Source organism: Streptomyces sp. NPDC002328 (assembly GCF_042890065.1).
Classification (GTDB): Bacteria; Actinomycetota; Actinomycetes; order Streptomycetales; family Streptomycetaceae; genus Streptomyces.
Map to the genome: position 1 here is coordinate 53,991 of NZ_JBIARQ010000012.1, position 23,273 is coordinate 77,263.

A 23,273-nucleotide genomic window follows, 5' to 3' on the forward strand; every position below is an offset into this window, starting at 1 on the left:
GGACGGTGGTCGGTCGACGGGAGGGAAGCGGTGGTCGGTCGACGGGACGGGAGCGGTGGTCAGTGGATGATGCCGGTCCGCAGGGCCACCGCGACCATGCCTGCGCGGTCGCCCGTGCCCAGCTTGCGGGCGATGCGGGCGAGGTGGCTCTTGACGGTCAGCGCGGACAGGCCCATGGAGACGCCGATCGCCTTGTTGGACTGGCCTTCGGCGACGAGTCTGAGCACCTCCACCTCGCGGCCGGAGAGCTCGCGGTAGCCGCCCGGGTGGCTCGGAGCACCCGGGGGGCGGCGGTGGAGACGGGCGGCGGCAGCTCCGATGGGGGCGGCGCCGGGCCGGGTGGGGAGCCCGACGTTGGTGCGGGTGCCGGTGACGACGTAGCCCTTGACGCCGCCCGCGAGGGCGTTGCGCACGGCTCCGATGTCGTCGGCGGCGGACAGGGCGAGGCCGTTGGGCCAGCCGGCGGCACGGGTCTCCGACAGCAGGGTCAGGCCGGAGCCGTCGGGAAGGTGGACGTCGGCGACGCAGATGTCGCGGGGGTTGCCGATGCGGGGACGAGCCTCCGCGACGGACGAGGCCTCGATGACATCGCGCACACCGAGCGCCCACAGATGGCGGGTGACGGTGGAGCGGACGCGCGGGTCGGCCACGACCACCATCGCGGTGGGCTTGTTCGGGCGGTAGGCGACCAGGCTTGCGGGCTGCTCGAGGAGAACGGACACCAGGCCTCCTGGGGTGCGGGAAGGGGCCGGCTCATGGGGAGTGGAGCCGGGACGAGCCGTGCTTTCAAGGTCACAGTCGTCTTCGGCACCGGGCCCGGTGTCCTTTAGAGAATGATCACGATCTAGTGAGTAACAATCTGTGCAATTCGGACACGCGATCGATCATCCGAAGATCGAGTCGGTTTGAGTGGGTGTCGTACGAGATCGAAAGTGGCCGTATCGACAAAGAGATGGTCAATGAGAAGGGGGAGAGGGAGGGACGGCGTCAGCGGGACTGGGGATCACGCCGCTGCGGAAGCGTCACCACCGACGCGTCCCCGGGACCGGCCGGCGGCAGCCCCGCCACCTGCGCCAGCAGATCGCACCACGACGCCAGATGCGCCCCCGTGTCCGGCACCCCGCCCAGACCCTCGCGGGGCGTCCACGAGGCCCGGATCTCGATCTGCGAGGCCGCCGGACGCTCCGACAGCCCGCCGAAGTAGTGCGAACTCGCGCGCGTCACGGTCCCGCTCGGCTCGCCGTACGTCAGCCCGCGCGCCTGGAGCGCGCCGGTCAGCCAGGACCAGCACACCTCCGGCAGCAGCGGGTCGACGGCCATCTCCGCCTCCAGCTCCGCCCGGATCAGCGTCACCAGCCGGAACGTGCCGTGCCAGGCGTCGTGCCCGGCCGGGTCGTGCAGCAGCACCAGCCGGCCGTCGGCCAGGTCCTGCTCGCCGTCCACGACGGTCGCCTCCAACGCGTACGCGTACGGCGCGAGCCGCTGCGGGGCGGGCGTCGGCTCCACCTCGATCTGTGGTCGCAGCCGGGCCGCCCGCAACGCGTCGACGGCGGCCCGGAAGGGCGGCGGACCCGACCTGGTCCCATCCCGGTCCTCCTCGTTCCCCTCGTCCATTCCGCCCGTGCCGTCCGACAGTCGTCCCTGAGCCGCAGCCATGCGGGGAAGATTAAGGGGAACGGGGCCTTCGCGCAGGGCAAGACACCCGTGCGCGGGACGCGGGCGGGTGCGCGCTGGGCGAACACCCGCACGGGTTTCGGAACCGGAAAGCCGGGTGCGGACGGGGCGACGGGGTGCGGACGGGGCCGGTCCCGGCGGATCCGGCGCCGTGCGAGACTTGCCGTCGTGAGCGTGAACGAGAGCCCCGCGGGCCGGCAGCCGACAGCGACGTACGACAGCCCCTTCCTGAAGGCGTGCAGGCGCGAACCCGTCCCGCACACTCCCGTGTGGTTCATGCGCCAGGCCGGGCGCTCCCTGCCGGAGTACCGCAAGGTCCGCGAGGGCGTCCCGATGCTCGAGTCCTGCATGCGGCCCGATCTGGTCACCGAGATCACCCTCCAGCCGGTCCGCCGGCACGGCGTGGACGCGGCGATCTACTTCAGCGACATCGTCGTCCCGCTCAAGGCCATCGGCCTCGACCTCGACATCAAGCCCGGCGTCGGCCCGGTCGTCGAACAGCCGATCCGCACCCGCGCCGACCTCGCCCGGCTGCGCGACCTCACCCCCGAGGACGTCTCCTACGTCACCGAGGCGATCGGCCTGCTCACCGGCGAGCTCGGCTCGACCCCCCTCATCGGTTTCGCCGGCGCGCCTTTCACCCTCGCGAGCTACCTCGTCGAGGGCGGCCCCTCGCGCACGTACGAGAACGCCAAGGCGATGATGTACGGCGACCCCGAGCTCTGGGCCGACCTGCTCGACCGCCTCGCCGACATCACGGCCGCGTTCCTCAAGGTGCAGATCGAGGCGGGCGCCTCCGCCGTCCAGCTCTTCGACTCCTGGGCCGGCGCCCTCGCCCCGTCCGACTACCGCCGCTCGGTGATGTCCGCCTCCGCGAAGGTCTTCGACGCCGTCGCCGGATACGGCGTCCCGCGCATCCACTTCGGCGTCGGCACCGGCGAACTGCTCACGCTCATGGGCGAGGCCGGCGCGGACGTCGTCGGCGTCGACTGGCGCGTCCCGCTCGACGAGGCCGCCCGCCGCGTCGGCCCCGGCAAGGCGCTCCAGGGCAACCTCGACCCGACGGTCCTCTTCGCCGGCCGCGAGGCCGTCGAGACGAAGACCCGCGAAGTCCTCGACTCCGCCGCCGGCCTGGAGGGCCACGTCTTCAACCTCGGCCACGGCGTCATGCCCTCCACCGACCCGGACGCCCTGACCCGCCTCGTGGAGTACGTCCACACGCGGACGGCCCGCTAGGCCTTCGGCGCACCGCTCACCATGTGTGCCGGGGCCGGGCGCGTCTGCCGAAGAGCAGGCCGCGCGGTTCCGGCGGCGGCGGTGTGCCCGGCTTGAGGGGCCAGGCGAGCAGCATGCCGGCGAGGAAGCCGACGATGTGCGCCGCGTACGCCACGGTGCCCGCCTCGGAGACGCCCTCGCCGGAGGAGTACACCGCCTGGAGCACGAACCAGGAGCCCAGCACCAGCCAGGCCGGCAGCCGCAGCGGCAGGAAGATCAGGAACGGCACCAGGACCCACACCCTGGCCTTCGGATACAGCACCAGATAGGCGCCCAGCACTCCCGCTATCGCCCCGGACGCGCCGATCAGCGGGTCGGTGGAGTCGGCGTTCAGCAGCGCGAAGCCGTACGACGCCGCGTAGCCGCAGGCGACGTAGAACAGCGCGAAGCGGATGTGGCCCATGCGGTCCTCGATGTTGTTGCCGAAGATCAGCAGGAACAGCATGTTGCCCAGCAGATGCAGCCAGCCGCCGTGCAGGAACATCGCGGTGAGCACGCTCAGCGCGGGGGACTTGTCGTAGCCGGGCGGGCCCAGCACACAGCCGCCGCCCCGCGCGTCGCCCGTGGGGACGAGCTGCGGCAGCTGACCGTGGATCAACTCGCGCGGCACGGCGGCGTACTGCTCCAGGAACGCGTGCAGATTGCAGGTCTGCACCAGGGTGCTGTCGCCGGCCACCGAGCCGGACAGGCCGGGCATGAAGAGGAACACGAAGACGTTCACGCCGATCAGCGCGTACGTCACCACCGGAGTGCGGCGCACGGGGTTAACGTCATGGACGGGGATGACCACAAGGAAGTTCTGCCCCCGATCCGTTCGGTGAATCGGTGAACGGGCGCTCCCGCACAAGCGTATGAACCGGCAACCGTCCGCGGCACGGGGAAGGCGGGCCGCGGAGACGACGTGAGGAACAGGCGATGAACGACCGGGTTACTCCTCCGATGCACGCCACGCCGGACGGCGAGGCGGAGATCGCGCTCGTGATCCGACTCCCTTGGGAGGACGTGGCCAGGCTCGGCCAGGAGGCGGGGCGGCTCGCCTCGCAGATGCAGCGGCCGGTGACGCTGGACGAGGCGGTGAGCCACCGCTTGCGTTCCCGGCCCGCGGCCGCCGCGCACGCGAAGCCCACGGAGCAGCCTGCGGCAAGCTCGCCGGTTTCCACGTTGCCGAGGCTGTCCGGGACGGCCTAGTCCTCCCGTATCAGTCGCCCCGCACCTTTGCCGACGCCTTTCTCGCCGCCACCAGCACCGGGTCCCATACCGGGCTGAACGGCGGGGCGTAGCCCAGGTCCAGGGCGGTCATCTGTTGCACCGTCATGCCGGCCGTGAGGGCCACCGCGGCGATGTCCACGCGTTTGCCCGCGCCCTCCCTGCCCACGATCTGCACGCCCAGCAGTCGGCCCGTGCGGCGTTCGGCGAGCATCTTGACCGTCATGGGGGAGGCGCCGGGGTAGTAGCCGGCGCGGCTGGTGGACTCGATGGTGACCGCCTCGTACTGGAGGCCGGCCCTGCGCGCGTCCTTCTCGCGCAGGCCGGTGCGGGCGATCTCCAGGTCGCAGACCTTGCTGACGGCCGTGCCGACGACGCCCGGGAAGGTGGCGTAACCGCCCCCGGCGTTGGTGCCGATGACCTGGCCGTGCTTGTTGGCGTGCGTGCCCAGGGGGACATGGCGTTCCTGACCCGACACCAGGTCGAGGACCTCCACGCAGTCGCCGCCGGCCCAGACGTTCTCATGGCCGCGCACCCGCATCCCCAGGTCGGTGAGCAGGCCGCGGTGGTCGCCCAGGGGGAGGCCGGCGGCCTCGGCCAGGGCCGTCTCCGGGCGGACGCCGATGCCGAGGACCACCACGTCCGCCGGGTACTCGGCGTCCTCCGTGACGACCGCCCGCACCCGGCCGTCCTCGCCGGTGAGCAGCTTGGTGACCTCGGCGTCGTTCACCATGGCGATGCCGAGGCCCTCCATGGCGCCGTGCACCAGCCGGCCCATGTCGGGGTCCAGCGTCGACATCGGTTCGCTGCCGCGGTTGACGACCGTCACCTCATACCCGCGGTTGATGAGCGCCTCCGCCATCTCCACGCCGATGTAGCCCGCGCCGACGACCACCGCGCGCCTGCCCCGCGCGCGCGTGAGCGTGTCGATCAGCTCCTGGCCGTCGTCCAGGGTCTGCACCCCGTGCACCCCGAGCGCGTCGACGCCCGGCATGTCGGGCCGGATCGGCCGGGCCCCCGTCGCGATGACGAGCTTGTCGTACGACGTCCAGGACAGCGCCCCGGAGTCGACGTCACGCGCGCGTACGCGCTGCCCGGCCACGTCGATCTCGGTGACCTCCGTGCGCAGCCGCAGGTCGATCCCGCGCGCGCGGTGCTCCTCGGGCGTGCGGGCGATCAGATCGTCCCGTTCGGTGACGTCGCCGCCCACCCAGTACGGGATGCCGCACGCCGAGTAGGACGTGAAGTGGCCCCGCTCGAAGGCCACGATCTCCAGGTCGTCCGGCCCCTTCAGCCGACGGGCCTGGGACGCCGCGGACATGCCCGCGGCGTCCCCGCCGATCACGACCAGCCGTTCCCGCCCGGCGCCCCCACGCGCGCCCCTGCCCTCGCTCATGTTCACGCTCATGCGAACACGCTACGTGCGGCACTTCGGTCCCGTCGGGGCCGGGTCGCTCCCGCGCGGTCCGGCGGGCCGGGTCAGTCCCGGGCGGGCTCGGCCGGGCGGGTCCTGCGCCGCCGGGCGCGCAGCAGCCACAGCCACACCAGCAGCAGCGCCAGGGCCAGCGCGGCGAACGGCAGCACCGCGCCGAACGCGACGGCGATCCAGCGCAGCGTCGTCACCAGCGCGTCCCAGCCGCCCGCGAGCGCGTCCAGGAACCCGGGGTCGTCGTCCTTCGCGGCCCGCTCCACCGGCGTCTCGGACAGCGTCAGCGTGACGGTGGCCATGCCGGTGCGGTCCTTCAGGGACGCCTGCCGGGCGAGCAGCGCCTCCAGGTCGGCCTCGCGGCGGCTCAACTCGCCCTCCAGAGTGACCACGTCGGTCAGCTTGGTGGCCTCGTCCATCAGGGCGCGGATACGGGCGACGCTGGCCCGCTGCGAGGCGATGCGGCTGTCGACGTCGACGACCTGATCGGTCACGTCCTGCGCCTTCGCCGTGCGCTCCAGGAGCTTGCCGGTGCCCTGGAGCGCGGTGAGGACGTCGTCGTACTTGTCGACGGGCACGCGCAGCACGACCCGGGTCTGGTCCGCGCCGTCCTCGTCGCGGGTGGTGGTCTCGTCGCCGACATAGCCGCCGGCGTTCTCGGCGGCCGTGCGGGCCGCGTCGAGCGCCTTGAGGACATCGCCGACCTGCACGGTCAGGGTCGCCGTGCGGATGACGCGGTTCACCGGCAGCTGCGGCGCGGAGCCGGCGCCGGTCGCCGCGCCGGACTGCGTCCCGCCCACGCCGGTCTTGGCGTCCGCGGCGGTCTCGCCGGCGGCGTCGGCTTCGGAGCCGCCGACCTCGTCGACGGCGGCGGCCTTGTCCTGCGCCTTCGAACTGCCGCCGTCCGAGTCGCCCCCGGCGCTGCATCCGGTGAGCGCGACGGCGGCGGCGAGCAGGAGTCCGGCCAGGGCCCGGGCCGGTCGTACGGTTCGTACGGATCGTCGTGTGCGCATGCGGGCGTACCCCCGAGAGTCGTGGAACGGCTTGACGGTCCTTCGACGCCGGGGCGCACCGGAACGTTGGCGGCCGACGGTCCCGAACAGGTCACGGTCGGGACGCGGGGAGGACACCGGGGCGCGGCGGGAGTGTCGGTGGGGTCTGAGAGAGTGGGGCCATGAGCGCAACGGGCACGAGCAGGGGGCATGTCGTCGTCGTGGGAGCCGGTGTCGCGGGCCTGGCCGCGGCCCACCGGCTGCTGGAGCGCGGCGCGCGCGTGACCGTGCTGGAGGCGTCCGGCCGGGTCGGCGGCAAGCTGCTGCCCGGCGAGATCGCGGGCGTCCGCGTCGACCTGGGCGCGGAGTCGATGCTGGCCCGCCGGCCCGAGGCGGTCGCCCTCGCGCGCGAGGTGGGCCTCGCCGGCCGTCTCCAGCCCCCGGCCACCGCCGGCGCCTCGCTGTGGACCCGCGGCGCGCTGCGCCCCATGCCCAAGGGGCACGTCATGGGCGTGCCCGGCGTCGCCTCCGCCCTGTCCGGCGTCCTCTCCGACGAGGGCCTCGCGCGCGTCGAGCGCGAGGCCGGCCTGCCGCGCACGGAGGTCGGCGAGGACGTGGCGGTCGGGGAGTACGTGGCGGCGCGCCTGGGCCGCGAGGTCGTCGACCGCCTCGTCGAGCCGCTCCTGGGCGGCGTCTACGCCGGTGACGCCTACCGCCTGTCGATGCGCTCGGCCGTCCCGCAGCTCTTCGAGGCGGCGCGCACGCACACCTCGCTGACGGAGGCCGTCCGCGGGATCCAGGCCAAGGCCGCCACCGCCGGGCAGACCGGGCCGGTGTTCATGGGCATCGAGGGCGGGGTGGGCTCACTGCCGCTCGCGGTCGCCGAGTCGGTCGGCGCGCGCGGCGGCGAGATCCTGACCGGGGCGCCGGTGACGGAACTCCGTAGGACGGCCCCGCCCGCGCCGTCCGCCGTCTCCGCTTCCACCCCCGCCTCCGCCCCCGCTTCCGGCCACGCGGCGGAGCAGCCGTCCACGGTCTGGCGGGTCGTGGCCGGCGGCCGGGTGCTGCACGCCGACGCCGTGATCGTCGCCGTCCCCGCGCCCGCCGCCGCCGCGCTGCTGGCCGCCGAGTCGCCCGAGGCCGCCGCCGAACTGCGGGCCGTCGAGTACGCCTCCATGGCCCTGATCACCCTCGCCTACCGCCGCTCCGAGGCCGCCGCCCTGCCCGCCGGCAGCGGCTTCCTCGTGCCGCCCGTCGAGGGGCGCACGATCAAGGCGTCCACGTTCGCCTCCCAGAAGTGGGGTTGGATCGCCGACGAGGACCCGGACGTCGTCGTCCTGCGCACCTCCGTGGGCCGGTACGGCGAGACGGAGATCCTGGAGCGCTCCGACGGCGACCTGGTCGACGTCTCCCGCCGCGACCTCGAAGCGGCCACCGGCCTCACCGCCACGCCCCTGGAGACCAGGGTCACCCGCTGGACGGACGGCCTGCCGCAGTACCCGGTCGGCCACCACGCGCGCGTGGCCCGCGTCCGCGAGCAGGTCGCCAAGGTGCCGGGCCTCGCGGTGTGCGGCGCGCAGTACGACGGCGTCGGCATCCCGGCGTGCGTCGCGAGCGCCCATGCGGCGGTCGACCAGATCCACGGCGACCTGCGCGCCGTGCGGGAGCTCACCGCCCACCCGGTGCAGAGCCTGCACGGCGGAGCGGGAGAATGAGGACCATGAGTGACGACGCCTCCACCCCCCAGCCCGGCAGGATCCCCAACAAGGGCAAGCTGGCCAAGGACCTCAACGAGGTCATCCGCTACACGCTGTGGTCCGTCTTCCGGCTGAAGGACGTGCTGCCCGAGGACCGCACCGGCTACGCTGACGAGGTCCAGGAGCTGTTCGACCAGCTCGCCGCCAAGGACGTCACGATCCGCGGCACGTACGACGTGTCCGGGCTGCGCGCCGACGCCGACGTCATGATCTGGTGGCACGCCGAGACCAGCGACCAGCTCCAGGAGGCGTACAACCTCTTCCGCCGCACGCGGCTCGGCCGCGCGCTGGAGCCGGTGTGGTCGAACATGGCGCTGCACCGCCCCGCCGAGTTCAACCGCTCGCACATCCCGGCGTTCCTCGCCGACGAGACGCCCCGCGACTACGTCAGCGTCTACCCCTTCGTGCGCTCCTACGACTGGTACCTGCTGCCCGACGAGGACCGCCGCCGCATGCTCGCCGACCACGGCAAGATGGCCCGCGGCTACCCGGACGTGCGCGCCAACACCGTCGCCTCGTTCTCGCTGGGCGACTACGAGTGGATCCTGGCCTTCGAGGCCGACGAGCTGTACCGCATCGTCGACCTCATGCGTCATCTGCGCGCCTCCGAGGCGCGGATGCACGTCCGCGAGGAGGTCCCGTTCTACACGGGCCGCCGCAAGTCGGTCGCCGACCTGATCGCCGGCCTCGCCTAGAGCGAACCGACGGGGACGCGGGGCCGCATCGAATGCGTTCCCGCGTCCCGTGTCCCCGCGGCCTCACCTCGTCCGTGCGCTCACTTCGCCGGGGCGTTCACGGTGGGCGCGTTCACCGTGGGCGCGGCGTGGCCCGCGCAGGCGGCGCGCCGCGCGGGCAGCCGGCCCTCCAGCAGGTAGGCGTCGAGATGCCCGTTGACGCACTTGTTGGGCCCGCCCGCGATGCCGTGGGTGCCGGCGTCCCGCTCCGTCACCAGCACCGAGTCCGACAGCCGCCGGTGCATCTCCAGCGCCCCGTCGTAGGGCGCGGCGGCGTCCCGCTCGGCGGCGAGGATCAGCGTCGGCGGCAGCTCGCCCGGCCCGGTCCGCACGTCCAGCGGCCGCTGCCGGGGCGCCTGCCAGTACGCGCACGGCAGGTTCGCCCACACGTTGTCCCAGGTCTCGAACGGCGCCACGCGCGCGAGACGCGTGTTGTCGCGGTCCCACACCCGGAAGTCGGTCGGCCAGGGCGCGTCGTTGCACTCGACGGCCGTGTAGACGGCGCTCGCGTTCTCCGCCTCCGCGGCGGCCTCCCGGACCGGCGAGGCCAGCGCGACCAGCGGCTTCGGATCGCCCTTCAGATACGCCGACAGCGCCTCCGCGCGGGACGGCCAGTAGTCGTCGTAGTAGCCCGCCTGGAGGAACGCGCCCTGGAGCTGCCCGGGGCCCACGGTGCCGCCGGCCGGCTCCTCGGCCAGCCGCGCCCGCGCCCGCTCGTAGCTGCGCCGCACCGCCTCCGCGGTCCTGCCCAGGCCGTAAGCGTCGTGGTTGCTCGCGACCCACTCGCGGAAGTCGGCCCAGCGGCTCTCGAACGCCGCCGACTGGTCGAGGTTGTTGCGGTACCAGACCTGCGCCGGGTCCGGGTTCACCGCCGCGTCGAACACCATCCGCCGCACGTGCGAGGGGAACATCGTCGCGTACAGCGCCCCGAAGTAGGTGCCGTACGACGCCCCCATGAACGTCAGCCGCTCCTCGCCGAGCGCGGCCCGCAGCACGTCCAGGTCGCGGGCGTTGTTGAGCGAGTTGTAGTGCCGCAGGGCGCTGCCCGTGCGCTCGGCGCAGCCGCGCGCGAACGCCTTGGCCTGCGCGACGCGTTCGCGCTTGTACGCCTCCGAGGGGTGGGTCGGGGCGAGCGAGGGGCCCTTGAAGAAGTCCTCGGGCTTCTGGCAGGACAGCGGCGCGGAACGGCCGACGCCGCGCGGGTCGTAGCCGACGAGGTCGTAGGCGGCCCCGATGCGCTTCCACTCGGGCAGCAGCCCGGCCAGCGGGAAGTACAGCCCGGAGGCGCCGGGGCCGCCCGGGTTGAAGACGAGCGCGCCCTGCCGGGGCACCCGGTGCTTGCTGTTGTTCGGGTCGCGGTGGGTGGCGCGCACCCGGCTGACCGTCAACTCGATCTGGCGGCCGTCCGGTCGCGCGTAGTCGAGCGGGACGGTGACCTTGCCGCACTGCAAGGCGCCCGGCAGGTCCTGCGCGTCGGAGCACGTCCCGAACCTGATGCCCTCCGCGGCGGCCCGCGCGGCGGCGAGTGCGACGCCGGAGGAGCCCGCGGCGGCCGGGGCCCCGGGGGAGCCCGCGGTGTTCGGGACACCGCCGGCCGGGGCGGCGGAGAGGGTGGACAGGAGCAGGGCTCCGGCGGCCGGGTAGAGGGCGGCGGCTCTCATCGGGGGTCCCTTCGGTGCGCGGCGGCGACAAAAGGGATGTTTGGTTCGGCCGAGGGGTGAAGGCAAGCACCGCGCCCGGGTGTCGCGCCCAATGCCCCCAGTGCGCCCCTCCCATGACGGCGCGCCCCTCGCCGCCCGGCGCGCCCCTTCAAGCACAGGTGCGCCTCGTCGAACGGAAGTGCCCCGCGGCCGGGCTCAGTCGTGGCGGTGGGCGAAGGCCGCGCGCAGGTCGGGTTCGCCGATCGCGTGGACGCCGTGGACGGCGACCGAGGTCAGGTAGGTGCGCTCGTCGCCCTCGCCCGCCGCGGGCAGGGCGAGCGTCCCCAGGAGCCGCTGCCCGGCCGGGGAGGCCCAGCGGGAGTACGGGTGCGCCTCGACCCGGGCGAGGGCCAGGCAGCTCAGGGTGAGCGCCAGGGGCAGCGCGAACCACAGGGCCACGTGCGCGCGTGGCGTGTCCGGCGCGACGGGCGTCAGCAGCGCGACGGCGCCCAGCGCGAGGACGACGACGGCGGCGGCCCGCACCTGCCGCACCCCGGCCGCGACCGTCGTACGGGCCGCGTCGGGCAGCGCCAGGCCCGCGCCGACGAGCCGGTCGGCGAGACCGCGCACGGCGTCGGCGGCTGCCGCGGCGGCCCGGACCGGCGCGATCCGTGACTGTCCCTCGGGTCCGATGGCCCCGATGACCGACCGCTCCATCTCGTCGCGCCCGCGCGGGTCGACGACGGTCGCCCAGCCGGTGTGGGCGAGCAGCAGCCGCCGCTGCCGGGCCATGGACACCAGGGTCAGCTCGGCGACGCGGGCGGGCCCGCCGGAGAGGAACGCCGCCTCGTAGAGCGTCAGATCGTGTCCGCGCCCCGTGCCCCTGTCCCCGTCCGTGTCCGTGTCCGTGTCCGTGTCCGTGTCGACGGTCGCCGCGCGGACGGCGGCCAGGCACAGCCGGGTGCACGCGGCGCCGGCGACGGCCCAGGCCAGGAGCAGGAGAAGGACCCAGAACATGCCGTTTTTCTATGCCAGACGCACAGGGGAACGCCATGCCTTGTTCGCGATCCGGACCGAGCGTTGCGGGTATGTGACGTTCCGTTTGTCCGCGTCAGTAGCGGCCTCACGACGCCGGTGACGGCGACGGCGGTCCGGTGGCGGCCGGCGGCAGCGGATAGGTCACCGACGGGGACGGCGCGACCGGGACGACCTGACCGACGCCGGCCGGGGGATCCGTCGGGACGGCGGAGGGGCCGGCCGGCGGGGCGGCGGAGGGGCCGGCCGGCGGGGCGGCGGTGGCCGCCATCTCCCGGGCCAGGGCGCCGAAATCGACGTAACCGGTCGCCTCCAGGACCGTGATGTGGTCCAGCACGGTGCTGTTGGCGTCGTCGGCCAGGCCGCGCACCAGCGCGTTCTGGGTGCTCGCCCGCACCTGTGCGACGACCGAGAAGACCCGGCCGTGCGCCAGCCGCAGGATGTTGGCGAACTTCCGGTCGTAGTCCACCCCTTGAGCGACCGACAGCTCGGTCAGCCAGGCCCTCTGCTGGGCGTCGGCCTCGTTCGGCAGCGGCACGCCGAGCTGCTCGGCGACGGTGCGCACCCGTTCGTCGAGGAACGTGTGCCCCTCGACGAGGTGCTTCCCCGCCGTCCGCACGGCCTCGGTGGTGCCCTTCTGCTGCGCCTGCTGACCGGCCGGCAGCTCCCACAGCCCGGCCAGCCGGACCTTGGTGAGGAAGTCCCGGTCGAGCGCGGACAACGGCCCGTACAGCGTCGCCACGGTCTCGGCGTTCAGCGTGTCGGCGCTCGCCCCCGGCGACTCGTCCTCGTAGGACCAGAAGGGGAGCAGCAACGCCACGAGCGTCGCCGCCAGGCCCGTGATGATGATCCCGGTGCCGGTGAATATGCCTCTGCCCCTGATCGGGGGTCGCGGTCGCATGGTGCCTCCTGCTCACCGCACCGCACGCCAGTGCGCTTCGGGTGCGGGAGAGGCATTTTACTGCGCCGGCCGCAGGGGCTGCCGCGAGGGGGCGGAGGGGCGGAGGGGCCACGAGCCGTCCCGCCGGCTTTCGCCGCTTCAGCAAGCGATCAGACCGATCAGCGACCGATCAGCGACCGATCAGCGAACGCCCCACCTGGCCCACCCGGGCCAGCCGTGACCGGGGCCTCGGGGCGGGCCCCGACCGGTCCAGCCACCACTGCCGCAGCTCCCGCCGGGGCCGGCCCTCCGTCAGCTTCCCCGCCAGCAGCAGGTTCTCCGCGAAGTCCAGGGCGTCCTGGCGGTAGCCCGCGCGCATCGGGTGGCGCTGGGCGTAGCCGACGAACGCGGGCCGGTACTCCGCGCCGAGGATCGTCGGCAGCTCTGGGGCGACCTTCGCCACCACGTCCGCCCGCTTGGCCGCCAGCGCCCGCGCCTGCACGCCGAGCCGCACCCGGTCGAACCCCTCCGGCACGGGCGTCCCGGCGACGAGCGCGGACAGCAGCGCGGCCTGCGCGAGCCCGAGCCGCTGCCGGGCGGAGGCCGAGTCGGACGCGGGGCCGGACTCGGAGTCGGAGGCGATGCCGGAGTCGGACGCGCGGCCGGACTCGGCGGTGCCGGAGTCGTGAGCAGGGGTGGCCGCAGGACGACGGATCCGCGCGCCCCTCTCCACCGCCTCCCGGATCGACGCCAACTCCCCTTCCAGCTCGCCCGGTTCGGGGAAGTTCTCGTCCCGCTCGAGGAGCACGCCGGGCGGGGAGATCCGGGAGGTGAGGTCGGTGAGGATGTCGAGGACCGGGCGCGGCACCGGGTGGGCGTGGCTGTCGTGCCACACGCCGTCCCGCTCGAAGCCGCCCGCGACATGGACGTACGCGATGGCCTCCAGGGGCAGTTCGGCGAGCGCCTTGGCCGGGTCCTCGCCGCGGTTGACGTGGTTGGTGTGGAGGTTGGCGACGTCGATGAGGAGCCGCACGCCGGTGCGGTCGGCGAGCTCGTAGAGGAACTGGCCCTCGGTCATCTCCTCGCCGGGCCAGGAGATGAGCGCGGCGATGTTCTCCACGGCGAGCGGTACGGGCAGCGCGTTCTGCGCGATGCGCACGTTCTCGCAGAGCACGTCGAGGGCGTCACGGGTGCGCGGCACGGGCAGCAGGTGCCCGGCCTCCAGGAGCGGGGAGGCCGTCAGGGGCCCGCCCGCCCGGACGAACGCGATGTGCTCGGTGACGAGCGGCGAGCCCAGCGCCTCGGCCCGCTCGGCCAGCGCCGTGAGCCGCCCCTCGTCGGGCCGGTCCGCCCCGCCGAGCCCGAGCGAGACGCCGTGCGGGACGACGGTGACGCCGCGCTCGCGCAGCCGCAGCAGGGAGTCGGGGAGGTGCCCGGGGCAGACGTTCTCCGCCACGGCCTCGACCCAGTCGATGCCCGGCATCCGTTCGACGGCGTCCGCGATCTCCGGCCGCCAGCCGATTCCCGTACCGAGTCGCGTCATGGTCCCCTCCTCCGTCCGGCCCCCACCGTGGTGACGGGGATATGACCCCACCGCCACGCCCCGAACCGCCCACCGCCGCCCTTCAGAGCAACATTTGAGGTTCGGCCCGGGGTCGCACGGGCAGCGCCTACCGGCCCCGTCCTCGTGTGGTACGGGCGGCGGGCGCGCGGGGTTCAAAAGACAGCGAAGAAGCCAGCGAAGAAGCCAGCGAAGAAGCCAGCGATGAAGCGAAGAGCGGTCACCGCGCCAGGGCCGGGTGGTCCGCGACCACCGTGCAGCTGCCGGGGGCGATCTCCGTGAAGCCGGCGTCCCGGACCAACGGCAGTCCGCTGGCGGTCAGTTCACGCCAGTGCGGTGGTTCCGCCGTGCGTACGGAGAGGGGGAAGCCCGACTGCCGCCACGCCGACCGCTCCTCGTCCGACAGTTCCCACCAGGCGAGCTGCGCGCCGTGGCCGGCCTGCGCCATCGCCTTCCCGGCGGACATCTCCACGTCCGGGTTCAGCCACAGCACCGGCGTACCCGGATCCGCCTCCGTCGGGGGCTCGGGGTCGTCCAGCTCGGTGCCGGACACCTGGAGCTTCGCCAGCTCCTTCGGCCAGCCGTCCAGCGGTACCGGCGGGAACACCCGCACCTCGGCCGCCTTCCCCGTGACGGTGATCCCGGGCAGCGCCTCGGCCCGCCGCCACTCGGCGCCCCGGGCCCGCCGTACGACCTTCCGGATGCGGGCGTCCTGCCAGTCCCGCACGGCCTGCGCCCACTCGCCGTCCCCGGCGGACCGCTCGTCGCTCAGCAGCACGAGCACGGCCCGGGCGGCGGTCTCCAGCGCGTCGGTACGGGCGGGAGGCGCCGCCTTCTCCAGGCGGAGGACGAGGGGCAGCACGAACTGCGGCGCGAGGTCGCGCGCGTTCGCCTCGGACCGGAAGGGGCTGTCGCCGGCGGACGCATGATCGGTGCTCACACCGGCCAACCCTACGGGGCGCGCGACCGTCCTCCTCCGCGAGGGCGTGTACGAGAGGATGCCGCCATGACACACGCGTTACGTCTGGACGGGGTGGGCCGGCGCTACGGCGTGCGCGGTCCGTGGGTGTTCCGCGACGTGAGCCTGGAGCTGACGCCCGGCACCCTCACCCGCGTCCAGGGGGCCAACGGCACCGGCAAGTCCACCCTCCTCCGGCTCCTGGCCCGCGTGGACGCCCCGACGGAGGGCCGGCTCACCGGCCGCCCCCGCACCGCGTACGTCCCGGAACGCTTCCCCGCCGCCCTGCCCTTCACCGCCGTCGGCTATCTCACCCACCTCGGCGCCGTGCACGGCCTCACCCGCGCCGCCGCGGGGCGCGCCGCCGAGGAGTGGCTCGACCGCTTCGGCGTCACCGCCTACGCGCGCGTGCCGATGGCCCGTCTTTCCAAGGGCAGCAGCCAGAAGATCGCCGTGGCGCAGGCCCTCCTCGCCGACCCGGAACTGCTCGTCCTCGACGAGGCGTGGACCGGCCTGGACGCCGACGCGCGGGCCGAGCTGGACCGCGCGGTCGCGGAGCGGACGGCCGCCGGGGCTGCCGTCGTCTTCGTCGACCACGACCCGCGCCGGCTCGCCGGGACCGCCGACGCCGAATACGCGGTCCGCGACTGCGCCCTGCACCCCCGCACGGGACCGGAACCGTCCGCCGCTCGCTCCGGTCCGCACGTGGTCGTCGTCGTGCAGGGACCGCCCGCCGGACCGCTGCCCGCGGAGGCGCTGCGTCTCGCCGTCACCGCCGAGGAACTCGCCCCCGGCAGCCACCGCCTCACCGCCCCCGCCTCCCGCTCCGACGTCCTGCTCCGCGCCCTGCTCGCCGCCCGCCCGCCGTGGCACGTGGTGAGCGTCGGCCCGGCGACGGCGGCCCCGCACGACCGCGAAGGCACCCCGTGAACGCCCTCCTGCGCTACCAGGCCGCCCTGCTCGTGCGCTCCCAGCGCTGGCTGCCGCCGTTCCTGCTGTACGCCGTCTTCCTGGTCGTCGGCGTGCGGAGCGGCCAGCCCGTGCTGGACTCGCTCGGCTACGCGGCAGCGGCCCTGCTGCCCGTCGCCGCCTGGCTGGTGCGGGTCTGCGTGGCCAACGAGCCCCCGGCGGCCCGTACCGTCGTCGCCGCGGCGGCCGGGCCCGGACGGGCGCACCTGGCCGCCGTGCTGGTGGCGCTGACGGCCGCCGCCGTGCTCGGAACGGCGACGACGGCCGTCCTGGCGCTGATCAGCGACCCGGTGAGCGCCGATCATCAGCAGCGGATCCCGCTGCCCCAGGCCGCCGGGGCGGGACTGCTCGCGGCCCTGACGTGCGCCCTGCTCGGCACGGCCGTGGGCGCGCTCGCCGCCTGGCCCGTGCTGCGCACGCCCGGCCGGGCGGTGCCCTCGCTGCTGCTCGCGGCCCTGCTGGCGCTGGTGGTCACGGGGTCCCCGGCGCACGCGGCGGTCCAGGGCCTGGTCAGCGGGTCGCACTCGGCGACGGTCCCTCTGCCGCTGCTGCCACTGGCCGCCGCGGTGCTGATCGCCGCCGCGGCCACGGCCGTGGCCTGCGCGCTCACGTCCCGCCGGTCGGCCTGAGGCGTCGGCGCGGAACAGGGTCCGCTCAGCCCGAGCAGGCCGTGCGCTGGGCCTCCTGCCATTCGCAGACGGGGCACAGGGTGATGCCCTTGTACGACTCCGGGTGCTCCGTCGGCTCGCGGCACAGCACGCACTCCGCGTACGGGGGACCGTCGGCCAGGGGAGGCCGGGTGGCGTCGATCAGGCAGTAGGCGTTGTCGCCGTCGTCGCTCATACCTCCAGCGTACGAAAGCGGCGCAAGCACGTATGCGCGTACGCAGGCACGTACGCGTGTGCCTCTCAGGGCCGCTCGCCCGCGGCCCGGATCAGCTCCGACACCTTGACGAAGCGGTAGCCCTGGCGGCGCAGTTCGGGCACGATCGCGCGGACCGCGCGCTCGGTCGTGGGGGCGGCGCTGCGGGTGCAGTGCATGACGACCACCGACCCGGGCTTCACCCCCTCCAGCACCTGCCGGGCCACGGCGTCCGCGTCCGTCGCGAACGCGTCGCCGCTCACCACGTCCCACTGCACGGCGGTGACGCCGGCACCGCCCACCGCGCGCAGCGCGCGCCGGTCGTAGCAGCCGCCCGGGAAGCGGAAGTAGGGCATCGCGTTCTCCACCCCGGCCTCGCGGAAGGCCTCGTACGCCCGTTCCACGTCGGCCCGCATCCGCTTCTCCGGCACCGTGGGCAGGCCGTAGCAGTCGTCGGTGAAGGCGTAGTGGCTGTAGGAGTGGTTGGCGACCTCGAACAGCGGGTCGCGTCCGACGGAGCGGGCCTGGTCCGGGTACTCCTCGGCCCAGCGGCCCGTCATGAACACCGTCGACGGCACTTTCAGCGCGCGCAGCGCGGCGATCAGTTCCGGGTGGTCGAAGCGCTCCCCGTCCGCCGCCCGCGCCCCCTGGTCGGCGGTCATGTCGGCGTCGAAGGTGAGGGCGACCGTCTTGTCGCCGGTGCGGGGGGCGTGGTGGAAGACGGGGGGGAGGCCCGCCGGTCCCGGGGCCAGCGTGGGCGCCCGGGACGGGGCGGGAGCGGGCGCGGCTGGGGAGGACGGTGCTGCGGAGGAACCGGCCGGGGCGGGCCGGTCGGGGGCCGGGCGGGCGGCCGGGGGCGCCGGAGCCGTGCCGCAGGCGGCCAGTGCGGCGCCCAGGGCACAGACCGCGGCGAGACGGCGTACGGGAATGATCACCCGATGAAACTACGGGGACCGGGCGATCACTCGTGTGTAAATATGCGCGCGTCTGCGGCCCCGTCACCCGCGCGGATCACCCGCCCGGATCACCGGGCCCGGACCCGTCGACGTCAACGACGCCAGGGCCCCGTCACGGCGAACGTCGTCCCCGGGGTGTAGCAGTTGACGTACATCGTGCGGCCGTCGGGAGAGAAGGCGACACCCGCGAACTCGCCCCACTCGGGCTCCTCGGGGGTGCCGCCCGCCGCGGTAGCGGCTGATGTGATCGCCTGCCGGCCGCGCGCCATCGCGTACACCTCCCCCCGCCGGGTCACCCCGTACACGTGCTGCGCGCCGTTGCCGTCCTCGCAGACCATCAGGCCGCCGCTGGGCGCGAGACAGATGTTGTCGGGGGACTCGCCGGGCAGCTGGACGTCCGTGTCCGGGCCGAAGACGATCACCAGGGTCAGCCGGCGGCGTACCGGGTCGTAGCGCCAGATCTGGCCGAAGTGGTCGCCCGCCGAACCCTCGGAGCCGCGCGCGAACGACGACACGAAGTACACGCTCCGCCCGCCCCAGTAGCAGCCCTCCAGCTTCTGCGCGTGCGTGATGCCCTTCGGGCCGAAGTCCTGGAGCCGGATCGGCGTCCCGACGGCCAGCGGGTCCGGCACGTCGACCCACTCGACGCCGTCGAAGGACGCGCCCGTCTCCTGGACGGCGGACAGGTCCGGCACGCCGGGGACGCGCATCGCCTGGAGCCGCCCGCCCGCGCGCAGCGAGCCCACCCCGCCGAGCGGCTTCTCGGGCAGGAACCGGTAGAAGAGGCCGAAGGGCTTGAGGAAGGCGTCCTCGGTCTCGTAGACGATGCCACGCTCCGGGTCGACGGCGATCGCCTCGTGCTGGAAGCGGCCCATCGCGGTGAGCGGGACGGCGCCGGTGCGGCGCGGGTCGGCCGGATCGACCTCGAAGATGAAGCCGTGGTCCTTCGTATAGCCGTTGACGCCGGCCTTGTCCTCGGTCTCCTCGCAGGTCAGCCAGGTGCGCCAAGGGGTGGGGCCGCCCGCGCAGTTGACGGCGGTGCCGGCGATCGCGACCCGCTCGGAGAGCACCCTGTCGCCGGGGCCGAGGGTCAGGGCCGTGCAGCCGCCCTTGCCCGCCGGGTCGTAGGTCAGGCCCTCGACCGTCGGGACGCCGTATTTCGCGGTGGGGCGGTTCTCGTGGTTGCGGACGAGGTGCACGCGGCCGGCGCGGCCGGGGAGGGCCGTCATGCCGTCGTGGTTGGAGGGGACCGGGCCCTCGCCGGAGCGCAGCGGGTCGCCCTCGCGGGAGAGGACCCGGTAGCGGAAGCCCGCCGGCAGGTCGAGCAGGCCGTTCGGGTCGGGGACGAGGGGGCCGTAGCCGCCGTGGCCGAGGTTCTGGGTGGCGGCGGCGGTGTCCGTGAACAGCTCGGACAGGGCCCCGGTGAAGACGATGCCCGCCCCCAACGCGCCGCTGCGGGCGAGGAGTTGACGGCGGGACGTCGTACCGGAGGATTCCGGGGAGGAGACAGTGGACCGAGAGGTTTCCGACATGGGCAGTAACCTTCCTGCTGGCGGACAGGAACACACTGACCCGCCTGTGTCTATCACTCGTCGTGCACCCCGGGAACCACGCGCGTAGCAGAGGTCACGGCGTGGCGGACGGAGCGGCATACGGCGCGGCGGCCTGCGCCGGAGGCGGCTGCGACGAGGGCTGCGGCGGCGGAGTCTGCTGCGACGAGGGAGGTTGCGTCGGAGGCTGCTGCGACGGGGTCTGTTGCGGCGCAGGCGGTTGCTGCGGCGGCGGTGCCGGCTGAGACGAGGTCTGCGGCGGCGGCGCCGCTTGCGCAGCGGGCTCTTGCGACATGGTCTGCTGTGGCGCGAGCGGCTGCTGCTGGGCCGCCCTCTCCAGGAAGCGCAGCAGCTCCACCGGGAAGGGCAGCACCAGCGTCGAGTTCTTCTCGGCGGCCACCGCCACCACCGTCTGGAGCAGCCGGAGCTGGAGCGCGGAGGGCGTGCCCTCCATCTGCTGCGCCGCCTCGGCCAGCTTCCGTGACGCCTGGAGCTCGGCGTCCGCGTTGATGATCCGGGCGCGCCGCTCCCGGTCGGCCTCGGCCTGACGGGCCATCGAGCGCTTCATCGTGTCCGGCAGGGAGACGTCCTTGATCTCGACCCGGTCGATCTGCACGCCCCAGCCCACAGCCGGGCTGTCGATCATCAGCTCCAGGCCCTGGTTGAGCTTCTCCCGGTCGGACAGCAGATCGTCCAGCTCGCTCTTGCCGATGATCGACCGCAGGGAGGTCTGCGCCATCTGTGAGACGGCGAAGCGGTAGTCCTCGACGTTGACGACCGCCGCCTGCGGGTCCACGACCTTGAAGTACACGACGGCGTCGACCCGCACGGTCACGTTGTCCCGGGTGATGCCCTCCTGGGCCGGCACGGGCATCGTCACGATCTGGAGGTTGACCTTGCGCATCCGGTCGACGGCGGGGATCACCATCGTGAATCCGGGCTTGCGCACCGGCCCCACGACCCGGCCCAGCCGGAAGACCAGCCCGCGCTCGTACTGCTTGACCACCCGCGCGCCCGCCACGACATACGCGAACCCCGCGGCGCCGACCGCCGCGGCCGCCGCCAGCAGATCCTCCAGCATGACGACCTCCTCACCCCGCGAACCGTTCCCCCGAACCTGTCGAGGGTCCGAGAAGTCCGTGCTGCAACGATATGCCCGTCAAGGGGTCCCGGGCCACGCGCGGTGACCTGGGACCCCGTGACGGGCGGAGTGCGGCGGTGAGGCCGGCCGGGCCGCTACGCCGCGGTGACCGTCTCCATCTTCGTCACCTTCACCGGTTCCGGGCCCACCGCGCTGTGCCGTTCGGCCCAGTTCTCCAGAGCGGTGCGGCAGGCGTGGTCGAGGTGGTGCAGGCCCGAGAGGTCCAGTTCGACCGGGCGGTCCTGGGGCAGAGCCTCCAGGTCGTCGAGGATCTTCGGCAGACGGAGGAAGGTCGCGTTGCCCGACAGGTACACCTGGACGGGGCCCGCGCCCTTGTCGACGACCTCGACCTTGATGTGCGAGGCCTCCCAGGCCGTCTTGACGACGGCGAGCGCGAGACCGATGAGGACGCCCTCGAACATGCTGACCGCGACGATCGACACGGCCGTCACGACGAGGATCAGCGCCTCGCCGCGGTGCTCGCGCCACATCGACGCGATCGAGCGCAGCGGCACGAGCTTGGCGCCGGCGTGCACGAGGATGCCCGCGAGGGCCGGCAGGGGGATGTAGGCCAGCACGCTCGGCAGCAGCGCCGCGAACAGCAGCAGCCACACGCCGTGCATCACCCGGGACGCCTTGGTGCGGGCGCCCGCCGCGACGTTGGCCGAGCTGCGCACGATCACCGCGGTCATCGGCAGCGCGCCGAGCACACCGCACACCGCGTTGCCCGCGCCCTGCGCCACCAGTTCCTTGTCGTACTCGGTGCGCGGCCCGTCGTGCAGCCGGTCCACCGCCGCCGCGCTGAACAGCGACTCGGCGGACGCGATCAGCGTGAACGCGATGATGGTGGCGAGCAGTCCGACGCTCGCCAGCTCGCCGAACGCGGTCAGCGGCGGCGGCTGGACGGAGCCGAGCAGGCCCTGCACCTCGACGGTGGCCACCGGCATCGAGAACACGAGGGCGGCCAGCGTGGCGAGGCCGACCGCCGCGAGCGGCCCGGGGACCGTGCGCACCTTGGCCGGCATCCGCTTCCACAGCACCAGTACGGCGATGGTGGCGGCGCCGAGTCCGAGCGAGGCCAGCGCGCCGGTGTCGCTGACGGAGTCCACGAGGGCCCCCGGCAGCCCGGCGATCTTCGCGAGCCCGGACTCCGGCGCCTTGGCGCCCGCCATCGAGTACAGCTGACCGGCGATCAGCACCAGGCCGATTCCGGCCAGCATGCCCTCGACGACGGAGACCGAGATGGCCCGGAACCAGCGCCCCAGCTTCAGGACGCCCATCGCGACCTGGAGCAGACCGGAGACGAGCACGATCACGCCGAGCGCGGGCAGCCCGAACTCCTGCACCGCCTCGAAGACCAGCACGGTCAGACCGGCCGCCGGACCGGACACCTGAAGGCTGCTGCCCCGCATCAGACCGGTGACGATGCCGCCGACGATGCCGGTGACGAGCCCGAGCTCGGCCGGCACGCCGGAGGCCACGGCCACGCCCACGCACAGCGGGAGCGCGACCAGGAAGACGACGAGCGAGGCGGCGAAGTCCTGCTTGAGATGGGGAAACCTGGATGTCTTCGCTATGTTCACGGGGCCCCTCACAGCGCGCGGAAGGCGTCGGAGGCGGTGTCGTGGGTCAGCACGGACCCGGTGTGCACCTCGTAGTACCAGGCGTGCACGGTGAGCTGACCGGCCGACAGCTTCTTGTCGACGAACGGGTACGAGCGCAGCCGCAGCACCTGGGCCAGGACGTGGTTCTGCACGCCCTCGGCCACGGCCGGGTCCTCGGCCGCGCCCGTCGGGCACGGTTCGGCCCGCGTGAGCCAGGCCTGCACGGCCGGCACGGCGGTCAGGTCGTCGCCGCGGACCAGGGCGCCGACGGCGCCGCAGTGGGAGTGCCCGCAGACCACGATGTCGCTGACGCCGAGGACCTCCACGGCGTACTCGATGGTGGCCGCCTCGCTGGTGGGGTGCTCGGAGGCGTACGGGGGGACGATGTTGCCCGCGGTGCGCAGCTCGAAGAGCTCGCCGGGCCGGGCGCCCGTGATCAGGGCCGGGACGACCCTGGAATCGGAGCAGGTGATGAACAGGACCTGCGGTGACTGGCCGGCGGCCAGCGGGGCGAACTCCTCAGGGCGCTGTCCGTGCGTGCGGGCGTTGTCGATGAGGGGCTGCATGGCGTGGTGACTCCTCCTGGCGCGCCGAAGGCGCGTCGGGCTTGCGTGACAGAGGTGGGGGGAACTGCTCTGCGGGTCAGCAGCGGAAGACCTGGAGTGCGGCCGGAGAGTGCGCTGTCGGGGGTCTCGACAGGGTGAACGCGGCGCGCGCGACGAGTGGGGGTGCGTCCGCACTGTCCTGGTCCGGCAGGGGGCGTTCGAGCCCCTGCGGAGGGAGGTCGGCGGCGCGGTGGCGGTCGCGGGCGCGCAGGGGACCGGTCGGGTCCCCTGAGGTGTCGCAGGGGCGCGGAACGGCGGTCTTGTCGCGGAGCGCCTTGCCGGAGAGCTTGTTTCCGGGCTGGGCGTTGGCCTCGACATGACGGGCCGTGTACGCGGATGCGAAGCACTCGGTGGGGGTGAGGAAGGGGAGGGCGAGCAGGGCGGCCGCGAGGACCGCCAGCATGGTCGAAACGGTGGTACCTCGGAACATGCGCCCCCTCCCGGCAGTT

General features: G+C 73.8%; 23 protein-coding genes. 6 read left to right on the forward strand and 17 right to left on the reverse strand.

Annotation, left to right across the window (positions count from 1 at the left end):
* Nucleotides 1–59 precede the first annotated feature (59 nt).
* Both ACFYX4_RS26850 and ACFYX4_RS26855 read right to left on the reverse strand, forming a co-directional pair.
* Entirely contained in the window at nt 60–722 is a 663-nt protein-coding gene (locus ACFYX4_RS26850; protein ID WP_003972894.1) for a response regulator transcription factor, read from the reverse strand.
* Between the two features lie 265 nt (nt 723–987).
* Entirely contained in the window at nt 988–1,656 is a 669-nt protein-coding gene (locus ACFYX4_RS26855) for a DUF3000 domain-containing protein (RefSeq protein WP_389338481.1), read from the reverse strand.
* A gap of 186 nt (nt 1,657–1,842) precedes the next feature.
* Here ACFYX4_RS26855 and hemE point away from each other — a divergent pair, with 186 nt between their 5' ends.
* Complete coding sequence (gene hemE, locus ACFYX4_RS26860; protein WP_389338484.1) at nt 1,843–2,910, forward strand: uroporphyrinogen decarboxylase; 1,068 nt, start codon at nt 1,843–1,845, stop codon at nt 2,908–2,910.
* Nucleotides 2,911–2,926: 16 nt separating this feature from the next.
* Here the strand turns inward: hemE and ACFYX4_RS26865 are convergent, their stop codons facing one another.
* Entirely contained in the window at nt 2,927–3,739 is an 813-nt protein-coding gene (locus tag ACFYX4_RS26865) for a rhomboid family intramembrane serine protease (protein WP_389338487.1), read from the reverse strand.
* 125 nt (nt 3,740–3,864) lie between these two features.
* Between ACFYX4_RS26865 and ACFYX4_RS26870 the strand changes: the two genes are divergently transcribed.
* Complete coding sequence (locus tag ACFYX4_RS26870; RefSeq protein ID WP_389338489.1) at nt 3,865–4,137, forward strand: hypothetical protein; 273 nt, start codon at nt 3,865–3,867, stop codon at nt 4,135–4,137.
* 10 nt (nt 4,138–4,147) lie between these two features.
* Here ACFYX4_RS26870 and ACFYX4_RS26875 read toward each other — a convergent pair whose 3' ends face one another.
* Both ACFYX4_RS26875 and ACFYX4_RS26880 read right to left on the reverse strand, forming a co-directional pair.
* Nucleotides 4,148–5,563 carry an FAD-dependent oxidoreductase gene (locus tag ACFYX4_RS26875; protein WP_389338492.1) on the reverse strand — a complete coding sequence of 472 codons (1,416 nt, stop codon included), beginning with the start codon at nt 5,561–5,563 and terminating at the stop codon, nt 4,148–4,150.
* Between the two features lie 71 nt (nt 5,564–5,634).
* Nucleotides 5,635–6,594, reverse strand: a complete 960-nt coding sequence (locus ACFYX4_RS26880; RefSeq protein ID WP_389338495.1) for a DUF4349 domain-containing protein — start codon at nt 6,592–6,594, stop codon at nt 5,635–5,637.
* A gap of 161 nt (nt 6,595–6,755) precedes the next feature.
* Between ACFYX4_RS26880 and hemG the strand changes: the two genes are divergently transcribed.
* Nucleotides 6,756–8,288 carry a protoporphyrinogen oxidase gene (gene hemG / locus ACFYX4_RS26885; protein WP_389338498.1) on the forward strand — a complete coding sequence of 511 codons (1,533 nt, stop codon included), beginning with the start codon at nt 6,756–6,758 and terminating at the stop codon, nt 8,286–8,288.
* Nucleotides 8,289–8,293: 5 nt separating this feature from the next.
* On the forward strand, nt 8,294–9,025 hold the full coding sequence (gene hemQ / locus ACFYX4_RS26890) for a hydrogen peroxide-dependent heme synthase (RefSeq protein ID WP_389338501.1): 732 nt from the start codon (nt 8,294–8,296) through the stop codon (nt 9,023–9,025).
* A gap of 80 nt (nt 9,026–9,105) precedes the next feature.
* On the opposite strand, the gene ACFYX4_RS26895 is transcribed toward hemQ, so the two are convergent.
* The 5 genes from ACFYX4_RS26895 to ACFYX4_RS26915 all read right to left on the reverse strand — a co-directional run bounded on the left by ACFYX4_RS26895 (nt 9,106) and on the right by ACFYX4_RS26915 (nt 15,129).
* Nucleotides 9,106–10,725: an alpha/beta hydrolase gene (locus ACFYX4_RS26895; RefSeq protein WP_389338504.1), complete on the reverse strand. Its 1,620-nt coding sequence runs from the start codon at nt 10,723–10,725 to the stop codon at nt 9,106–9,108.
* A 195-nt stretch (nt 10,726–10,920) separates the two neighbouring features.
* On the reverse strand, nt 10,921–11,721 hold the full coding sequence (locus ACFYX4_RS26900) for a TIGR04222 domain-containing membrane protein (protein ID WP_389338507.1): 801 nt from the start codon (nt 11,719–11,721) through the stop codon (nt 10,921–10,923).
* A 106-nt stretch (nt 11,722–11,827) separates the two neighbouring features.
* Nucleotides 11,828–12,640 (reverse strand): DUF4142 domain-containing protein, encoded by an 813-nt coding sequence (locus ACFYX4_RS26905; RefSeq protein WP_389338510.1) that lies wholly within the window; start codon nt 12,638–12,640, stop codon nt 11,828–11,830.
* Nucleotides 12,641–12,809: 169 nt separating this feature from the next.
* Nucleotides 12,810–14,162 (reverse strand): DUF692 domain-containing protein, encoded by a 1,353-nt coding sequence (locus ACFYX4_RS26910; RefSeq protein WP_389338513.1) that lies wholly within the window; start codon nt 14,160–14,162, stop codon nt 12,810–12,812.
* Between the two features lie 238 nt (nt 14,163–14,400).
* The gene (locus tag ACFYX4_RS26915) at nt 14,401–15,129 is read right to left on the reverse strand and encodes an aminoacyl-tRNA hydrolase (RefSeq protein ID WP_389338516.1); all 729 of its coding nucleotides are present in this window, start codon (nt 15,127–15,129) and stop codon (nt 14,401–14,403) included.
* Between the two features lie 57 nt (nt 15,130–15,186).
* Between ACFYX4_RS26915 and ACFYX4_RS26920 the strand changes: the two genes are divergently transcribed.
* Both ACFYX4_RS26920 and ACFYX4_RS26925 read left to right on the forward strand, forming a co-directional pair.
* Nucleotides 15,187–16,068 carry an ATP-binding cassette domain-containing protein gene (locus tag ACFYX4_RS26920; protein WP_389338519.1) on the forward strand — a complete coding sequence of 294 codons (882 nt, stop codon included), beginning with the start codon at nt 15,187–15,189 and terminating at the stop codon, nt 16,066–16,068.
* On the forward strand, nt 16,065–16,736 hold the full coding sequence (locus ACFYX4_RS26925) for an ABC transporter (protein ID WP_389338522.1): 672 nt from the start codon (nt 16,065–16,067) through the stop codon (nt 16,734–16,736). The genes ACFYX4_RS26920 and ACFYX4_RS26925 overlap by 4 nt, the downstream gene beginning before the upstream one ends.
* A 25-nt stretch (nt 16,737–16,761) precedes the next feature.
* Here ACFYX4_RS26925 and ACFYX4_RS26930 read toward each other — a convergent pair whose 3' ends face one another.
* From ACFYX4_RS26930 to ACFYX4_RS26960, 7 genes are all read right to left on the reverse strand, one after another.
* The gene (locus ACFYX4_RS26930) at nt 16,762–16,950 is read right to left on the reverse strand and encodes a hypothetical protein (RefSeq protein ID WP_389338525.1); all 189 of its coding nucleotides are present in this window, start codon (nt 16,948–16,950) and stop codon (nt 16,762–16,764) included.
* 65 nt (nt 16,951–17,015) lie between these two features.
* Nucleotides 17,016–17,903 (reverse strand): polysaccharide deacetylase family protein, encoded by an 888-nt coding sequence (locus ACFYX4_RS26935; protein ID WP_389338528.1) that lies wholly within the window; start codon nt 17,901–17,903, stop codon nt 17,016–17,018.
* 113 nt (nt 17,904–18,016) lie between these two features.
* Nucleotides 18,017–19,456, reverse strand: a complete 1,440-nt coding sequence (locus ACFYX4_RS26940; RefSeq protein ID WP_389338531.1) for an alkaline phosphatase PhoX — start codon at nt 19,454–19,456, stop codon at nt 18,017–18,019.
* A gap of 94 nt (nt 19,457–19,550) precedes the next feature.
* Nucleotides 19,551–20,555: a slipin family protein gene (locus tag ACFYX4_RS26945; RefSeq protein ID WP_389338534.1), complete on the reverse strand. Its 1,005-nt coding sequence runs from the start codon at nt 20,553–20,555 to the stop codon at nt 19,551–19,553.
* Between the two features lie 155 nt (nt 20,556–20,710).
* The gene (locus ACFYX4_RS26950; RefSeq protein ID WP_389338537.1) at nt 20,711–22,198 is read right to left on the reverse strand and encodes a SulP family inorganic anion transporter; all 1,488 of its coding nucleotides are present in this window, start codon (nt 22,196–22,198) and stop codon (nt 20,711–20,713) included.
* A gap of 8 nt (nt 22,199–22,206) precedes the next feature.
* Entirely contained in the window at nt 22,207–22,785 is a 579-nt protein-coding gene (locus ACFYX4_RS26955; protein ID WP_389338540.1) for a carbonic anhydrase, read from the reverse strand.
* A 76-nt stretch (nt 22,786–22,861) separates the two neighbouring features.
* Nucleotides 22,862–23,254 carry a hypothetical protein gene (locus tag ACFYX4_RS26960; protein ID WP_389338543.1) on the reverse strand — a complete coding sequence of 131 codons (393 nt, stop codon included), beginning with the start codon at nt 23,252–23,254 and terminating at the stop codon, nt 22,862–22,864.
* Nucleotides 23,255–23,273 lie beyond the last annotated feature (19 nt).

Bases quoted from the DNA above. Each gene is read 5' to 3' on its own strand.
- ACFYX4_RS26920 (WP_389338519.1), top strand. From the start codon at position 15,187: ATGACACACGCGTTACGTCTGGACGGGGTGGGCCGGCGCTACGGCGTG.
- ACFYX4_RS26940 (WP_389338531.1), bottom strand. From the start codon at position 19,456: ATGTCGGAAACCTCTCGGTCCACTGTCTCCTCCCCGGAATCCTCCGGT.
- ACFYX4_RS26945 (WP_389338534.1), bottom strand. From the start codon at position 20,555: ATGCTGGAGGATCTGCTGGCGGCGGCCGCGGCGGTCGGCGCCGCGGGG.
- ACFYX4_RS26900 (WP_389338507.1), bottom strand. From the start codon at position 11,721: ATGTTCTGGGTCCTTCTCCTGCTCCTGGCCTGGGCCGTCGCCGGCGCC.
- ACFYX4_RS26955 (WP_389338540.1), bottom strand. From the start codon at position 22,785: ATGCAGCCCCTCATCGACAACGCCCGCACGCACGGACAGCGCCCTGAG.
- ACFYX4_RS26930 (WP_389338525.1), bottom strand. From the start codon at position 16,950: ATGAGCGACGACGGCGACAACGCCTACTGCCTGATCGACGCCACCCGG.
- ACFYX4_RS26875 (WP_389338492.1), bottom strand. From the start codon at position 5,563: ATGAGCGTGAACATGAGCGAGGGCAGGGGCGCGCGTGGGGGCGCCGGG.
- ACFYX4_RS26870 (WP_389338489.1), top strand. From the start codon at position 3,865: ATGAACGACCGGGTTACTCCTCCGATGCACGCCACGCCGGACGGCGAG.
- hemQ (WP_389338501.1), top strand. From the start codon at position 8,294: ATGAGTGACGACGCCTCCACCCCCCAGCCCGGCAGGATCCCCAACAAG.
- ACFYX4_RS26960 (WP_389338543.1), bottom strand. From the start codon at position 23,254: ATGTTCCGAGGTACCACCGTTTCGACCATGCTGGCGGTCCTCGCGGCC.
- ACFYX4_RS26910 (WP_389338513.1), bottom strand. From the start codon at position 14,162: ATGACGCGACTCGGTACGGGAATCGGCTGGCGGCCGGAGATCGCGGAC.
- ACFYX4_RS26855 (WP_389338481.1), bottom strand. From the start codon at position 1,656: ATGGCTGCGGCTCAGGGACGACTGTCGGACGGCACGGGCGGAATGGAC.
- ACFYX4_RS26895 (WP_389338504.1), bottom strand. From the start codon at position 10,725: ATGAGAGCCGCCGCCCTCTACCCGGCCGCCGGAGCCCTGCTCCTGTCC.
- hemG (WP_389338498.1), top strand. From the start codon at position 6,756: ATGAGCGCAACGGGCACGAGCAGGGGGCATGTCGTCGTCGTGGGAGCC.
- ACFYX4_RS26905 (WP_389338510.1), bottom strand. From the start codon at position 12,640: ATGCGACCGCGACCCCCGATCAGGGGCAGAGGCATATTCACCGGCACC.
- ACFYX4_RS26880 (WP_389338495.1), bottom strand. From the start codon at position 6,594: ATGCGCACACGACGATCCGTACGAACCGTACGACCGGCCCGGGCCCTG.